Source organism: Acutalibacter sp. 1XD8-33, assembly GCF_003612555.1.
Lineage (GTDB): Bacteria > Bacillota > Clostridia > Oscillospirales > Acutalibacteraceae > Acutalibacter.
In genome coordinates, this window is sequence record NZ_RAZF01000032.1 from 1 (window position 1) to 15,635 (window position 15,635).

The following is a 15,635-nucleotide window of genomic DNA, read 5'->3' on the forward strand; positions in this document are numbered from 1 at the left end:
CCTTTTTCTCCCTCATTCTACAGTTTCAGCTTTGAGACAGCAAAAGGCACGGTTGGCTGCCGCGCCTTTCACCGTTATTTACTATTGTAGGAAGGGTTGTTGTGAGTATGGATATAAACAATTCAGCTTTCGTTTATAGCGTGAATATGCTCCGGCTACTGCTGAAAATGCAGCTCATCACGCAGGAGGAATATGAGCGCGTTTTGAAGATCAGCGCCGCCCACTACGGAGCCGAACAAATATATGTCTGAAGTGAAAACTCTGGCGGTTTGCGCTGGATGTATGTGAACTCTTGTGGTATTGTTGGTGGTGCCGAAAGGCGAAATTTTCACAGAAAGGAATGGTGCAAATGACTGTAACCGACATCAGCCGGGAACCGCAAAAGCCCGAAGTTATCCGGCTTGCCGCCTACTGCCGGGTGTCCAGCAAATCTGCTGACCAGTTGCACTCTTTTGCCGCTCAGATTCGCTACTACAAGGATTATGAGCGCAAAAACCCGCAATACAAGCTGGTGGATGTGTATGCCGACGAGGGATTGAGCGGCATGGACATGAAAAAGCGTGACGAGCAGAACCGGCTCATTCGTGACTGTAAGCTGGGCAAGATAGACCGTGTTATTACCAAATCCGTATCCCGGTTTGCGCGGAACACGCAGGAACTACTTGTAGCCTTGCGCACTTTCAAAGAGTTGGGCGTGAGCATTTATTTTGAAGAACAGGGCATCGACAGCGAGAAGATGAATATGGAAATGCTGGTGACTTTCCCCGGCATGGCCGCCCAGCAGGAGAGCGTAAATATCTCCGACCACCTTCGCAGGAGCTATCAGATGCGCATGGAGTCCGGGGAGTTCAACTGCTGCGCCCCGGCTTATGGGTACGATTTGGTCGATGGGCAGCTTGTGGTCAAGGAGGATGAAGCCAAAATTATCCGCCGCATTTTTGACCTTTATCTGCAAGGGATTGGCAAACAGAATATCGCCAACATTCTCAATGCCGAGGGTGTTCCCCGCAGATATGCACAGAAGAAATGGTATCACAACACCATAAATTATGTGATCAACAACGAGCGTTATATGGGCGATGCACTTCTGCAAAAGAAGTTTACTACAGATACCCTACCCTTCAAAAAGAAGAAAAATCGTGGCGAAATGCCGCAGTATTATGTGGAGAACAGCAATCCACCCATCGTCAGCAAAGAAATCTATATGGCGGCGCAGGAATTGCAAAAATCCCGGAATGTTAGCCATAAGCGTGAGAGTGTGCATCTCCTAACTGGTGTCCTTCGCTGCCCCGAGTGCGGCAGGTCATTTCGCAGGCTGCTCCTGAACGGCACCGCCTACTGGCTATGCAGCGGCAAGGCTGCCGGTGCAACAGATTGCCAGAGCAGGCGTGTGCGGGAAACTGCTGTGTATGATACCTTCTGCCTGATGGTGGATAAGTTGTCCTTCCATCGGCAAAACCTGCTGGGGACACTTATCCGTCAACTGGAGATGATACAGAATCATGGAGGTGAGAGTCAGGAGAAGATACGCCAAATCGATAAGCAGATAGCTGATTTGAGCGCGCAGAATCTGGTGGTGGCGCGGCTCCACACCAACGGCGTTCTGAATGCCACTGACTTCGCCGCTCAGTCTTCGGTCATCAGCAATAAAATCAATGACTTGCGGCTCGACCGCAAAAAGGCACGGGCAGAGGATGAGGACGATGAGCTGATATACACGCTGAAATCACTGGATGATACCCTGGCAGCATATGTGCCGGGTACACCATTTAGCCAAGCGTTATTCGATGAAATTATCCAAAGCATCACAGTTGTAGACAATGCGCGGCTGACTTTCCATCTTGTCGGTGGGCTGGCCTTCACGGAGCAAATTCCTGAGAATGCGAGGTGTCGCACAGCATGAAAAAGAGGAATGTTCCGTTCGGGTATCAGTATCAAAACGGACTGATAACTACCCATCCGCAAGAGGCTGCTGTGCTGAATCGCATTTTTAGTGAGTATCAAAACGGCTACTCCCTGTTGGAAATTGCCAACCGCCTGAACGATGAAAATATTGAGTATCAAACTGGCGTTACCGGCTGGAATAAATCCCGGATTATGCGGCTGATAGAAGATGAACGGTATACTGGCAAGGGTGATTTTCCGGCAACTATTGACAAGGAAACGCATCGCACTATGATTGATATGAAAGCCCAAAAGAATACTCAGCATAGCACCGACCGCAACCATGAGATTTTCCATATAGATGTACCAATAGTCTGCCCCACTTGTGGCGGCGAGATGGTTCGACGGCATGACAGCCGGTTCAAGAAGTGCCAGCAACGATGGATATGTTCAAATGTGGACTGCCGCACAATAATTCACAAGGCTGATAGCGACCTGCTGGATGATATTACTGTACTGCTGAACCGGGCGATTGTCAATCCTGGCTTGGTACAAATTTCGCTTGTGGACAAATCCATGAGTGTGCAGACTTTAAAAGCTGAAAATGAGATTGCCAGGACATTTGACACGCTCGATTATGATAAAACTGCCTTGCGAAAGAAAATGCTGAAATGTGTTTCAATGAAATATGCGGACATTGATTCCGCTCCATATATAGCCCACAGATTAAAAGCGACTCTTGCCGATGCAGAGCCGCTTTCAACTTTTTCTCTGGCACTTTTCAAGAGAATGGTTCAAGCCGTCCACCTTGGAAAAGATGGCGCCGTGAGCATAAAATTGATAAATGACCAGATGGTCGGAAAGGACGATGAATATGCAACCAACAGCAACTATTCCGCAAAAAGTAGTGCGGAAGATACCCGCGAAAATCAACATAGCTGAAGAAATCAAGCAGGCTCATCGGCAACTCCGGGTAGCCGCTTACTGCCGCGTTTCCACGGCCCAGGAGGAGCAGTTAAACAGCTATGACGTGCAGGTAAGGTACTACACCGAGAAGATCAGAAGCGAGCCGAAATGGGCCTTTGTGGGCATCTTTGCGGATAGGGGACTTTCGGGTACCAGCACAAAAAAGCGCGATGAGTTCAACAAGATGATAAAGCAATGTCGGCGTGGTAAAATCGACATGATTATTACGAAGTCCATCAGCCGGTTTGCACGGAATACCGCTGACGTGCTAAAATATGTGCGAATGCTGAAGGAGATTGGCGTGGACATCTTCTTCGAGGAGCAGAACATCCACAGCACACAGCCGGGGGCAGAGTTTTATATCACGATTTACGGTTCCATCGCTCAAAGCGAATCTGAGAATATCAGCGCCAACGTCATATGGGGCAAAAATCAAAGTGCGAAAGAGGGCAAGGTTCCCTTCCACTACAAGAACTTCCTCGGCTACCGCAGGGGCGAAGATGGCAAGCCCGAAATTGACCCCGAAGAAGCGAAGACCGTCAAGATGATTTATGAGCGATTCCTGGCCGGGGACAGCATGAGAGGAATCGTGGAAATGCTGGATAATATGGACGTTCCCACCCCTGGCGGCCAAGGAAAATGGCACCGTTCCACGGTATGCTCGATCCTGCAAAATGAAAAATATATTGGCGATGCGCTTGCTCAAAAGACCTTCGCCTCTGCCTTTCCATTTGTCAAAAAGCGCAACAAAGGCGATCGGGATCAATTTTACACAGAGAACACGCACCCTGCAATTATTTCAAAAGAGGTATTTGATAGGGTGCAGGAATTGTTCAAACGAAAATCCTGCCGACAGAAAGCAATTGCTCACGCCTATCCGATGACCCTGAAAATACTTTGCGGAAAATGCGGAACTCCGTTCGCCCGCAGGGAGGGGCGGAGCGGCCTTGTGGTCTGGGTCTGCCGAAAACATGATAAGAATGCCTCACATTGTCCGATGGGCCGGATACCGGAAACGGAAATTTACACCGCCTTCGTGCGGATGTACAACAAACTCAAACTTCATGAGGGCATTATCCTGAAACCCGCCCTCGCCCAGCTTCACGATCTGAACGATGCCCTCCAGCGGGACAATCCCGCCATGCTGGAGGTGAACCGGGCTATCGCCACCGCCTCTGAGCAGAGCTACAAGGTCAGCGCGCTCCGAAGCCGGGGCCTGCTGGACGCGGATGCCTGTGCGGCCAAGCTGCTGGAAATCGAGGCCAAGCTGGCGGAGCTTCGGCGGGAACGCCGTCGTCTGCTGAAAAACGAGGATATCGAGGAAGTCATGGACACCCTGCGCCAGACGGCGGATATCATTCACAGCGGCCCGGAACGGCTGGACAGCTTCGATGAAGCCCTGTTCGCCGATCTGGTGGAGAAGATCACAGCGGAGTCCCAGACCCGCATCCGCTTCCGCCTCTACGGCGGCATCGAACTGACGAAGCAGCTCCGGGAGGTGGGCAGATGATCAACCGAAAGAACTTGTATGGCTACCACATCGAAAACGGTGAGCTGGCCATTGTCCCCCAGGAGGCGGAAACAGTCCAGAGGATCGCAACGATGTATATCGCTGGAGGTTCCTATCAGGGCATTGCGGAAACACTCAACGGTGACGGTATCCCGTTCAGCGCGGAAGCGCCGCTCTGGAACAAGCATAAAGTGAAACGTCTGCTGGAGAATCCCCGCCACACTGGCCTAAAAGGATATCCCGCCATCATTAACGCCGAGACATTCCAAGCTGTCCAGAGAATGATCCAGGGAAAAACGGCTGGCTACGCGCCGCCCAAGGATCGCCCGGCCCTCCGCCTGAAGCCATACCTGCGCTGCGCCTGCTGTGAGGGGAACCTGCACCGGCTGGCCGGAAAGAACCGCAGGCCAGATACCTTGTACCTCAAATGTATCCGCTGCGGCGCTCTGGTCACGATCTCCGACATGGAGCTGATGAACGAGGTGTCTCGCCAGATGGCAGAGCATGACTGTCCCGCTGAACAGCCCTACGCCCCGTCCGGCGAGGTGATCCGCCTGACCAACGCCATCGACCGGGGGCTGGAGCATCCCGACAAGCCGGAGGACATCGTGTCCCTGATCTTGCAGGGGGCCTCCGCACGGTACGACTGCTGCCCGGCCCCAACTGAATCTGAACCTTTCAGCCGCCCAGCCGAAGCGGATCTCAAACGCTTCGGTCAGGCGGTTTCTCATATCACAATCGCAGATGGAACCATAACAGTCCACTTCAAATAGGCAAGGAGGTCATCATGGAACAGGCAGTATTGGAGCGCAGGGTGCGCGTCATCCCCGCCACCAAGCCCGCCCCCGCCAGCGGCCCTAGGCACAGCGGCAGACAGCGTGTCGCCGCTTACTGCCGGGTGTCCACCGACAGCGAGGAGCAGCTCAACAGCTACGCCGCCCAGCAGAACTACTACACGCAGAAGATTGAGGAAAATCCCGATTGGGAGATGGCCGGGATCTTCGCTGATGAAGGTCTGAGCGGCACCAGCGTGAAAAAGCGGACGGAGTTCAACCGCATGATCGCCGCCTGCAAGCGGGGCCGCATCGACATGATCCTCACCAAGTCCGCCTCCCGGTTCGCCCGGAACACGGTGGACTGCCTCAAGGTAATCCGCACCCTCAAGGCCAGGGGCATTGCCGTGATCTTTGAAAAAGAAAACATCAATACCTTAACGGAGTCCAGCGAGTTTCTGATCACCCTGTTCAGCAGCTTCTCCCAGGCGGAGAGCGAGTCCATGAGTTTGAACATCATCCCTGGGATACGTCAGAGCATGAAAGAGGGCAATATCCCTTTCCAGTACAGCAGGACGCTGGGCTACCGCAGAGGGCCGGACGGCAAACCGGAGATCGACCCGGAGGAGGCCGAGACGGTGCGGCTGATCTATACCCGCTACCTGGAGGGCCGCAGCCTGGGCGATATCCAGAGGGAATTGGTCGAGAACAACATCCCCACGGCGGCAGGCATCCAGGGCTGGTCACGGCAGGTGATTCAGAACATCCTGACCAGCGAGAAGTACATCGGTGACGGCCTGCGGCAAAAGACCTACACCACCGGCCCCATCGGCAACAAAAAGACGGTGAAAAACAACGGCGAACTGCCCATGTATTACAGCAGGGACCATCACCCCGCCATCATCCCCAGGGATATCTACTACCGGGTGAAGGAGGAGATGGCCCGCAGGGCCAGCAAGCGGAAGGTGATGCAGAAAACCGCCAAAACCGAGCAGGGCAAATACTCCGCCAAATATGCTCTGTCTGAGCTGCTGGTGTGCGGGGAGTGCGGAACGCCTTATAAGCGATGCACCTGGGCCAGAAACGGGAAGAAGCGGATCGTCTGGCGGTGCGTCTCCCGGCTGGAGTTCGGGACGAAATACTGCCACAGCTCCCCCACGCTGGACGAGGACAGGCTCCATCGGGCCATCGTGGCCGCGCTGAACGAGTACGGCGCCATCCGGGCGGAAGTCAAGGCCGATGTCCTGGAACTGGCGGAGCTGGCCCGGTGCGGCGGCGAGGACGGCGGCATGAGTCTCCTGGAGCTGCGGCAGAGACTGGATACCCTCACTGTAGAACAAGCGGCCCTGGTGGACAAGATCCTGGAAAGCAAAGATGACTCGGAACTGAACGTCCAGCTTGAAACGGTGACGGCTGAGAAGCAGAGAGTCCTGGACCAGATCGCGGCCTGCCAGCAGGATGAGGAGCGGCAGGCTGCCCAAGCCTCCAGGCAGCAGGAGATGGAGGAATGGCTGGACCAGCAGCCTATGTGCTTCACGGAGTACAATGATACCCTCACCCGCAGGTTTGTGGAGCGGATCACCGTGGTGGACACCGAAACCATCCAGGTCAAGATCAGGGACACAGACGTTGTGATCGATGGGAAACTGTGCTAAAATAGCGCATGGAGGAATATGGCATGGCAATTTTCATAACAGGCGATACTCACGGGGATTTTACCCGCTTCAAGAAGAAAATTTTCTATGAGCAGGCGGAACTGACCAAGGATGACTGCGTCATGATCGCCGGCGACTTCGGCGGCGTCTGGGACGGCAACGCGGAGGAACGCCACTGGCTGGACTGGCTGGAGGCGAAGTCCTTTACCACCCTGTTCGTCTCCGGCAACCATGAGAACTTCGATATGCTGGCGGAGTTCACGGTTGAGGACTGGCACGGCGGCAAGGTACAGCGTATCCGTCCCTCGGTGATCCACCTGATGCGGGGCCAAATCTATGACATCCAGGACAGAACCTTCTTCACCATGGGCGGGGCCAGCCGCCACGACATCCAGGATGGCATCCTGGAGCTGGACGATCCGCTGTTCAAAAAGAAATGCCGGAGGCTGGACGCCTGCGGGGCGATGTACCGGGTGAACCACCGCTCCTGGTGGAAGGAGGAGCTGCCCAGCGAGGAGGAGTACCAGACCGCCAGGGCCAACCTGGACAGAGCGGGCTGGGCGGTGGACTACATCATCAGTCACTGCTGTCCCACCTCGGTGCAGGATGAACTGAGCGGCGGTTTTTACAGAGCCGATGCCCTGACTGATTTCCTGGAGGAAGTAGCCCAGCGTTGCCGGTTCAAATATCACTTTTTTGGGCACTACCACACTAACCGGGTCATACGGGAAAAATATGTCCTGCTGTACGAGCAGATCATCAGATTGAAAGAGTGAGAGCGGATAGAAATGTCTCGGATATGTCCGGGGTGCTTCTATCCGCTTTCAATTTTTCTTTACAGAGACATGGGATCATGCTATAATTGAGGCAAGAAAATTTAATTGCCGTTTTTTGCGAAAGACGTTCTAAAAATCTGGAAACCGTTGCGGAACAACAGGTTCGGCGGTGCATCTTTTTTGTCAACGAGAGACAAGGCGGTTCGTACCGCGTAAGAGAGCTGCAAGGGAAACTTTGCGGCTCTTTTCCATAACAGTCCGGAGATGGAAAACGAGTTTGACTTTTGCACGATAGAAACATAGAAGGAGGAGTCATTGTGAGAGGTTCGGAATCCAGGCTGATAGAATATATGGAAGGGGCTAAAAAGCGCTTTGTCATCCCGGTCTACCAGCGGAACTATAACTGGAAAACGGAAAACTGCAAACAGCTTTTTGACGACCTGCTGAAAATAATTCGGAATGGGCGAAAAAGCCACTTCTTCGGAAGCATCGTGTCGGTCTTTAATCCGGAGGGCCGCTATACCGAGTTTCTTGTGATCGATGGACAGCAGCGGCTTACTACCGTGTCCCTCCTGCTCCTTGCAATGTACAATTTAACAAAGGAGGGCGTGATCATTCCAGCCACACCCTCTTTGACCCAAGAAATCTATGAGGGGTATCTTGTAGACAAGTTCCAGCCGGAGGAGACGCGCATCAAGCTCAAGCCTGTCAAGAATGACCAACGTGCGCTGGGAAAGCTGTTTGAGGACAAAAAGGAGCACATTAAGGACTCCAACCTGACCGCAAACTACAGCTATTTCTATGACCGCATCCAGAAACAGGAGATAACCATCGACGAGCTTTTTGACGCGATTTGCAGGCTGGAGGTCATTGACATCCGGCTGAACAACGAGGACAACCCCCAGCTCATTTTTGAAAGCCTCAACTCTACCGGACTTGATTTGGACGAAGGCGATAAAATCCGCAACTTTATCCTGATGGGTCTGCCCCCCAAGGAACAGGAAGTCTATTATGAAAAATACTGGAACCGTATTGAGGAGTGCACCGGCTATGACGCCAGCTCCTTTATCCGGGACTATCTCAGCTTAAAACAGCAGTCCATTCCCTCACAGAAGCGCGTCTATGTGAATTTCAAAGAGTATGTGGAGTTGGGCAAGATGGAGATGGAGCCTTTACTCAAAGAGCTTCTCGGGTATGCCCAGCGGTATCAGGTCCTGTTGAAAGGCGGCACCGCAAGCAAGGCTTTGAATGCTTGCATCAGCCGTCTGAACCGTTTGGAAACAACGGTCACCAGGCCGTTTTTCTTGGAAGTCCTTCGAGTGTATGACGAAGGGAACATGAATCTTGATGAGGTTGCGGAAGTATTTTTGGCAACAGAAAAGTACCTTTTCCGGCGCAGTATTTGCGATCTGCCCACTAATGCCCTCAATAAAATATTTCTCATGCTCCATCGCGAGATCATCCGCTATGACGGCACGGAGAATAACTATGTGGAGAAATTCAAGTACGCACTTTTGTCAAAAAAGGATCGGGCCCGCTTCCCTGATGACAATGAATTTGGCGTTGCTTTTACAGAGCGGCAGATATACCAAATGACAGGCAAAAATAAAATTTACATTATGGAACGCCTGGAAAACTATGGCACAAATGAGGATAAGGACATCTATTCCCATTGTGATGATGGAACCTACTCCATCGAGCATATTATGCCGCAGCACCTCACGCCCGCATGGATCAAGGAGCTTGGCGAGGACTATGAACAGATCCACGAGCAGTGGCTGCATAGAATCGCTAATCTGACGCTGACCGCCTATAATTCCAGCTATAGCAACAGCTCCTTCCTGGGGAAAAGGGATATGAAAAACGGCTTTATTGACAGCGGTATCCGCATGAATACATATATCGGCAGGAAAGAAAAATGGACGCTGACAGAATTGGAGGAGCGCAGTCAGTTCCTGCGGGGGCGGGCTCTTGAGATATGGGCTATGCCGGAGACGGATTTTAAGCCCAAGGAAAAGCAGATGGATACCTATACACTTGAGGATGACGAGATTCCCAGCGGCCGGACTATCTCCCGGTTCAGTTACAAAAAGCTTGATCAGCCGGTAGCAAGCTGGGTGGAAATGTTCCAAAAGGTACTGCAAATTTTACATGCGGAGGACAAGTCTGTCCTTGCAAGACTGAGGGCGTCTTCGGACGAAAACATCGCTTATCACTTGCCACGAGTGAAAATGAATTTACAAAATCAGTGGAGATCGGCGACGGCATATTTGTATTTACGAATACAAGCACACAAAGCAAGCTCTCTGTTCTGAACCGCGTGTTCAAGCTGTATGACGTAGATCCTGCCGACCTGGTATTCTATCTGCGTGATGAGGGCGAAGGGCTGGAGGACGAGAATAATCCTCGCTATGCGCTTAGAAAACAATACTGGGCCTATGCGCTTCCAATCATTAGAGAAACCCATGGAGAGAACGGCTCGTTTAGCAATGTCAATCCAACCAGTGCAAACTGGATAAATGGTTTCTTTGGTGTCAATGGCTTTAGTTTATGCTGCATTGCTAATTATGATTCTGCGCGAGTTGAAGTGGTATTCAGTAATTCAAACCGAGAGGTTAATAAGCAGGCATTTGATGCTTTGATAACGCATAAGAGTGATATTGAATCTGCGCTCGGAATATCACTTCAGTGGAACCGCGGCGACGATATCAAGTCGTCGAAAGTATACCACAAGCTGGATAATGTAAGCATTGAGCATGAGGTGGATTGGTTGCAGATGGCACGATTCCATGCGGATTGGAGCAAAAAGTTTTTTGATGTTATCGTGCCGTACCTATTGCATACATGAAGTTAATAAACCACACGCAGAAACGCTAATATCAGTTCCCGATATCTTGCCGCTCCTGGTCTTTTCAACATCTCCGGCGAAGCGCAGTAAGCAATAAACTCCATCTTACTACAGTACCGTATCCCGCCAACACTAACGCTGCTGATTACCCCCTTCCGCATCCAATCCCCCACCCTTTGCGGAGCACAGCCAATCAGTTCAGCAGCAAGCTTTGTGGGCAGAGCGTCAGGATAATCAGCCCATCTCTCTGCCAAAAACTTCTGAAACGCCACGCAATTCCCCGGTGTAGGTTCAATCAATTTCTTCCTTGGCTTGTAGATACCCGAGTTAAATTGGCCGTATAGCTCCGACAGAAATCCCGGCTCGCTGTCCATTCTGCGCTTAAACTCTTTCGCATCGCTTGCCTTTATCAGAAACCGATGTATTTTCTTCCCTGTATCAATGCACGGAATATAATCATTTTCCAGCAAATACTTCAGCTTTCGCTTAGAGATATGCAGGTAGCGATATAGTGCATCTACACTGAGATACTTCGACATTTTTACTCCTCTCTCTTATCATCGAAAATACCCATGATAACATCGGCGCTGACCTGCTTGCTGGCTTTGTCCAGATGGGCGTAAATGTTAGCCGTAGTGCTGATGTCGCTATGCTCAAGGAAGTTGGAAACATTGATAAGTGGTACATCGTGGCTAATGAGTATACTAGCCATTGTGTGCCGAAGGTCGTGATAACGAATTTTGCGCAGCCCATACTTCTTGATGATGTCGCTGAAATGCTGTGTCACATACGACGGCCTAATCAGCCTGCCGAGCTGGTCTAGGCACACAAAATCCATGAACCTTAAATCGTAACTTTTCCCGAACATCTTGCGGCAAATCTCCTGTTTTTCCCTTTCCGTTTCAAGCATTTCCCGAACCGGAGCCGGTAATGGCAACGTCCTCCGACTGGATTTATTCTTCATTTCCTCCACAGGCTCCACGATTTTTTCACCGTTACGCTCGTACTAAACGATTTTTGTGTCCAGCAGCACCGTGTTCTGCTCCCAGTCTATCCTCGGCCATCTCACGCCAAGAGCCTCACTCTGGCGCAGGCCAAGCCCTCCCGCCAGCAAGATTGCCGGATAAATCGGGTCGGATCTGGTCAGCTCCAACAGCGCTTTCAGCTCGTCCTCGGAGTAATTCTCGCCGTGGAACTTATTCTTCTTGGGCCTGTCCACTCGATCAAAGGGATTGGTGTCAATCAAACCATCTTTGAACGCCTAACTGAACGCCCGCCGCATAATGGCATGGTAATGGATAACAGTGTTTGCGGTCACGCCGTCAGCGAATAGGGAATCGTAAAAATCCTCGATATCTTTCGGCTGTAAATTATCAACAGTCAGCTTTGTTCTGGGTTCAAAGCACCGGCGGATTTTTCCGTAGATCATTCCCTGATAACTCTCATAAGTGTTAATCCGAATGCTCGATTTTGCCTTGTTGAGGTAAGAGCAGAGATAATCAAAAACCGAGAAACCAGCGGCAGGATTCTCCCTGCGCACCAGACTCTCGGCATACTCATCTTCAAACTTGCTTACCACCTCGCGGTAAGCCTTTTGCACCTTCGATTTTGCTGAACCCTCGGGCAATCCAAGCGCCCTCCAGACCGCTTTCGATTTGCCGTTTTCCTTAACCTGAATCACTGCATAGAGCCGTCCTTTTTTCGCTTGGACGCTTGCCGCAAATGAATTTCTATCTGTCATGCTGACCCCTCCTTTCTGCCGGTTTCCCCGGCACCACACACGCTACCACAGGACCCGCCGGAAGTCCAATAGTTCATTAAGTTCAAAAGACTTTTTTGATCTTTATGAACTATGCCGCACTCCGCAGAGTTTTCAGAAGAGACACATTTAGGGGGGCGGACTTTCCTTATCCTTATTGCGCAAATAGGATATGAGAACGCTTTTGGAAACGCGGTTCTCTCGCCCAACTTTCACTGCCGGAATTTCACCTTGCCTAATCAATTTGTAGACGGTCTTGGTGCATACGCGCAAAATTTCAGCCACCTCAGAGGCGGTCAACGCCTCCGGGTAGCTGGACAGAGTTTTCTTATATTCCATTTTTGTCATTCACAGACCTCCTAGTTTATTTAATTTGGTGTTCATGTATCTCTTCGTTTTCTTCAGCAAGTTCAGAAACTGCACCCACTGCCAGCCCGAGTAAAGTGCCCAGCGCCTCGCCGTTTTCTTGAGCCTCAATGCGTTTGCGGCGCTCCTCGGAGTCTTCATCATCCTCGCTTAAAGCAGCCAGCGCATACACAGCAGAGCGGACAGCGCTGCCCCCAGCACTGAGGAAAGTATCGACACTACGATGATGAGTGCCCACGTTTTCCAACTCCTCCGATTTGCTGCCTTGACGATAGCCGCCTCCAACTGCGACCCCTTTGCCAAGGAATCGTTCAAACTCTTTTCGAGATTCTTCCCAGCCTGTTGCGCGAGGCTCTCCATCTGCAATGTCGAATCCTTTATCTGTTTCACCAGCTGGTTGGAAATCATCTGCTCCTCGGTCAGTTGCTGTTTCACCAGCGAGTACAATTTCGGCTGGAAACTCACTGTGCTTTCCAGAAGATCCACCATCGTATCCCAATCTTTCTCCTGGATAGGCACCATTACCGGCATACTCGGGCCATTCATATTCTTTATAGCGCTTGCGTTTTTTGCGACTAACTCGTCCATAGTGGGCCTCTCTGTATTGTAACTCATAAGCTAAATTCTCCTTCAAAAATTTGTCATCGTGCAATTTTACATCTCTGCATTTCATCTTATTTGGGCAGGTGAACGTGATATATTTGCGCTCGTCCGTCCAACGCACTTGGTAGCCATACCGCTCCATCTCAAAGATGAAGTCCTGCTTGCTGCCACTGCGGTTCATGGCGGCGCAGATATCGGCCATCAGTTTGAACTTCCAACTCTCGCCTTTCAGAGCGGCGCGGTACTCCCTCGTGGACATTTTCGTACCAGATTTCTCATAGGGCGGGAGCACCGACAACCCATGCACCGCGCATATTTCGTCATTGAGAGCCCGCAACTCAATCAGAGTATTCGGGCTTTGCCGCAGCTTTTTACCGTTCTCAAAGCCAACGGAGTTGATAACGAAGTGTGAGTGCAGGTGGTCGGCGTCGCAATGCGTTGCCACCAAAATCTCATGACCTGGCCATGCCCGCTCCGCAAACTCTCTGGCGACGGCGTGAACCTCCTGCGGAGTAATGTTTTCGTCGGGTGAGAACGACTGGACGTAGTGATAAAAGTTGATGCCGTTTGTCTTGCGGTACGCCTGTTTTGTCATCAGAAATTCAGTGAAAGAGTTCTCACCATCACAGGAAATGCCGCTGACCATGCGCTGGCCAGTGGCATTGTCCGCTACTTTCTTCTCCTGTAGGCAGTAAGAAATCACACTTTTCATGGCGCTGAGCGACTGCCTGCTCTCGGGAATGAATTTTATTGTTGCCATCATCGACCTCCCGCTATGCGAAGGAGTTGCTCGAAAATCATTCGTTGACCCTGAATTACTTCCGTGAAGTCGGCCGAGTGAAACGCTCCCGCATTGATTTTCATGGTGATTTGATTGATGTTGTTGCCGATCCTTTTCAGCTCAATCAACAGAGGTTTGACGTCCTCGGCAACGTGAATTTCCGTGCGCAACGATGTTGCAACAAGAAAATCTGTAATGCTGAGTTGAGCTTTCTTTGCTTTCTTCTGAATCATCTCTTTTTCTGCTTTGGTCAAGCGAATCGTCAGTGTTTCCGCTCGCTTTCTGGTGTTTTGCATACCTTTCTCCTTTCTGAAGTGGGTCCGGGCTGCTGCCCGGTTCTTAACGTGCGGGGCGGACAGCCACGCGCTCTGCTTGCCCCAGCGGGAGGCCCTTACGAGCCTCCCCTGCCGGGAAATCCGGCCTCCGCGCCTTGCCGCAAAACTGGGCCACAAATGCCCCAAAACGGCCTTCTCGCGGCTTGGTATAGAACTATCTGGATACCGCCGCAAAACGCCCACACGAGCCTGCTGTGGCCTCACAGGGGCGCAAGTGCCGCAGGCGGCGGATTATGCTGGGCGGGCGTTTTCCCTAGAGAATACAGGGGTTTCGGTACTGTCAGGGTCGCAGGGGACGGTAAATTCGGCACCGCTCGAAGTTGCGTCCCTTGCGCCACTTGCGTCCTTTGCAGAGGCAAAGAAGATTTGCACCAGCCGCTGCCCATTACTTTTGCGGCTTTGGAAAGACACCCCCTTTTCCTCCAAGGCATAGCGCCAGCGGTTCATCATCTGCTTGAGGGATTTGGGCGCAATTTCCTTGCCAGCCAGTTTGCCAACCGTATCGGCAAGCTGCGTATTGCTGCCACTAAATGTCTACGCCGACCGGATAAACTTAACCAGTGCTGTCAGTTCCTCCGTCATTTCCAGCGCCCGATTCTCCAAACTATCCTGCACCAACTCCCAAGTGCAGTCGGATTTTGAGAAACGCAAATCCAGCTTTCGAGTTTCAATGTCTCGACCGGTGCATACCAGAGTTGCCGCGCCCTCGCTGCGCTGGCCTCGGTCGAGAATAAAGACAGCGTCCATCGCGCCGCTGATACCCGTGGTGCCGGACAGCTTATTCAGCGGGTCGCTGGCCCCTTGCTTGCGTAGGTGGTGGACAAGAAGGATGGAGATTGCCAGCTCGTCAGCCAGCTTTTTCAGTTCGCGCACTTCGGAATAGTCGGAGGCATAGGAGATGTCCGGTCCGCCAGAGCGAACGATTTGGAAAGTGTCGATCGCAATCAGCACGGTGTCTGGGTGCTCCCGGACGAACTCTTGAATCTGTTCGCTAAGACCTTGCCCCAACTTTTCGGCGGCGGTTGCAAAGAACGAGTTGGGCGGTACCTCGTCGGTCAGCTGGAGTAGCCGGTCTTGCACCCGGCGGAGCGGGTCTTCCAGGCAGAGGTAGAGGGTCGAGCCTTGCTTGACGGGCAGGTTCCACACCGGCTCACCCTTGGCAACGCGCACGCACCAATCCAGCACCATCCAGGATTTTCCGTTCTTGGGTGCGCCACCGAGCATGGAAATACCTTGGGGCAGTAGCGTGTCGATTGTGAATTTGCCCAGCTGGAACCTCATGTCCTGCAGGGTTTCGCCATCGATGACGACAAGTTTTTCGATTGGGTTTAACATATACACCAGTCCTTTCAGTAAAATAGAAACGCTCCCAGCATGAA

Annotated in this window: 17 protein-coding genes; 9 read left to right on the plus strand and 8 right to left on the minus strand. The window is 51.8% G+C overall.

Annotation, left to right across the window (positions count from 1 at the left end; all coding sequences use genetic code 11):
* The first annotated feature begins 101 nt into the window (after positions 1 to 101).
* The 9 genes from D7X94_RS18575 to D7X94_RS19690 all read left to right on the plus strand — a co-directional run bounded on the left by D7X94_RS18575 (position 102) and on the right by D7X94_RS19690 (position 10,412).
* Positions 102 to 251, plus strand: coding sequence for a hypothetical protein (locus tag D7X94_RS18575; RefSeq protein WP_158591048.1), 150 nt, complete (start codon positions 102 to 104; stop codon positions 249 to 251).
* Positions 252 to 349: 98 nt separating this feature from the next.
* Positions 350 to 1,903, plus strand: a complete 1,554-nt coding sequence (locus tag D7X94_RS14900) for a recombinase family protein (protein WP_158591049.1) — start codon at positions 350 to 352, stop codon at positions 1,901 to 1,903.
* The gene (locus D7X94_RS14905) at positions 1,900 to 2,826 is read left to right on the plus strand and encodes a recombinase family protein (protein ID WP_120428460.1); all 927 of its coding nucleotides are present in this window, start codon (positions 1,900 to 1,902) and stop codon (positions 2,824 to 2,826) included. Before D7X94_RS14900 ends, D7X94_RS14905 begins: the two co-directional genes overlap by 4 nt.
* Positions 2,759 to 4,360, plus strand: coding sequence for a recombinase family protein (locus D7X94_RS14910; RefSeq protein ID WP_120428461.1), 1,602 nt, complete (start codon positions 2,759 to 2,761; stop codon positions 4,358 to 4,360). Before D7X94_RS14905 ends, D7X94_RS14910 begins: the two co-directional genes overlap by 68 nt.
* Positions 4,357 to 5,133 (plus strand): recombinase family protein, encoded by a 777-nt coding sequence (locus D7X94_RS14915; protein ID WP_120428462.1) that lies wholly within the window; start codon positions 4,357 to 4,359, stop codon positions 5,131 to 5,133. The genes D7X94_RS14910 and D7X94_RS14915 overlap by 4 nt, the downstream gene beginning before the upstream one ends.
* A gap of 14 nt (positions 5,134 to 5,147) precedes the next feature.
* Entirely contained in the window at positions 5,148 to 6,788 is a 1,641-nt protein-coding gene (locus D7X94_RS14920; protein WP_120428463.1) for a recombinase family protein, read from the plus strand.
* 23 nt (positions 6,789 to 6,811) lie between these two features.
* A complete protein-coding gene (locus D7X94_RS14925; protein ID WP_120428464.1) occupies positions 6,812 to 7,564 on the plus strand; it encodes a metallophosphoesterase family protein in 753 nt (250 codons plus the stop codon).
* A gap of 317 nt (positions 7,565 to 7,881) precedes the next feature.
* Complete coding sequence (locus D7X94_RS14930; RefSeq protein WP_330558228.1) at positions 7,882 to 9,879, plus strand: DUF262 domain-containing protein; 1,998 nt, start codon at positions 7,882 to 7,884, stop codon at positions 9,877 to 9,879.
* Positions 9,813 to 10,412, plus strand: coding sequence for a DUF4268 domain-containing protein (locus tag D7X94_RS19690; protein WP_330558229.1), 600 nt, complete (start codon positions 9,813 to 9,815; stop codon positions 10,410 to 10,412). Before D7X94_RS14930 ends, D7X94_RS19690 begins: the two co-directional genes overlap by 67 nt.
* Positions 10,413 to 10,414: 2 nt before the next feature.
* Here the strand turns inward: D7X94_RS19690 and D7X94_RS14935 are convergent, their stop codons facing one another.
* The 8 genes from D7X94_RS14935 to D7X94_RS14960 all read right to left on the minus strand — a co-directional run bounded on the left by D7X94_RS14935 (position 10,415) and on the right by D7X94_RS14960 (position 15,591).
* Complete coding sequence (locus tag D7X94_RS14935) at positions 10,415 to 10,951, minus strand: hypothetical protein (protein ID WP_120428465.1); 537 nt, start codon at positions 10,949 to 10,951, stop codon at positions 10,415 to 10,417.
* A gap of 2 nt (positions 10,952 to 10,953) precedes the next feature.
* Complete coding sequence (locus D7X94_RS19330; RefSeq protein WP_243111343.1) at positions 10,954 to 11,376, minus strand: tyrosine-type recombinase/integrase; 423 nt, start codon at positions 11,374 to 11,376, stop codon at positions 10,954 to 10,956.
* A 42-nt stretch (positions 11,377 to 11,418) separates the two neighbouring features.
* The gene (locus D7X94_RS19335) at positions 11,419 to 11,658 is read right to left on the minus strand and encodes a hypothetical protein (protein ID WP_243111344.1); all 240 of its coding nucleotides are present in this window, start codon (positions 11,656 to 11,658) and stop codon (positions 11,419 to 11,421) included.
* Between the two features lie 15 nt (positions 11,659 to 11,673).
* Positions 11,674 to 12,153: an N-terminal phage integrase SAM-like domain-containing protein gene (locus D7X94_RS19340; RefSeq protein WP_243111345.1), complete on the minus strand. Its 480-nt coding sequence runs from the start codon at positions 12,151 to 12,153 to the stop codon at positions 11,674 to 11,676.
* Between the two features lie 147 nt (positions 12,154 to 12,300).
* Positions 12,301 to 12,519, minus strand: coding sequence for a helix-turn-helix domain-containing protein (locus D7X94_RS14945; RefSeq protein WP_120428466.1), 219 nt, complete (start codon positions 12,517 to 12,519; stop codon positions 12,301 to 12,303).
* Positions 12,520 to 12,535: 16 nt separating this feature from the next.
* Entirely contained in the window at positions 12,536 to 13,900 is a 1,365-nt protein-coding gene (locus D7X94_RS14950) for a relaxase/mobilization nuclease domain-containing protein (RefSeq protein ID WP_120428467.1), read from the minus strand.
* Positions 13,900 to 14,217 (minus strand): plasmid mobilization protein, encoded by a 318-nt coding sequence (locus D7X94_RS14955; protein WP_120428468.1) that lies wholly within the window; start codon positions 14,215 to 14,217, stop codon positions 13,900 to 13,902. Before D7X94_RS14955 ends, D7X94_RS14950 begins: the two co-directional genes overlap by 1 nt.
* Positions 14,218 to 14,790: 573 nt before the next feature.
* Entirely contained in the window at positions 14,791 to 15,591 is an 801-nt protein-coding gene (locus D7X94_RS14960) for an AAA family ATPase (RefSeq protein WP_243111346.1), read from the minus strand.
* Positions 15,592 to 15,635: the final 44 nt, after the last annotated feature.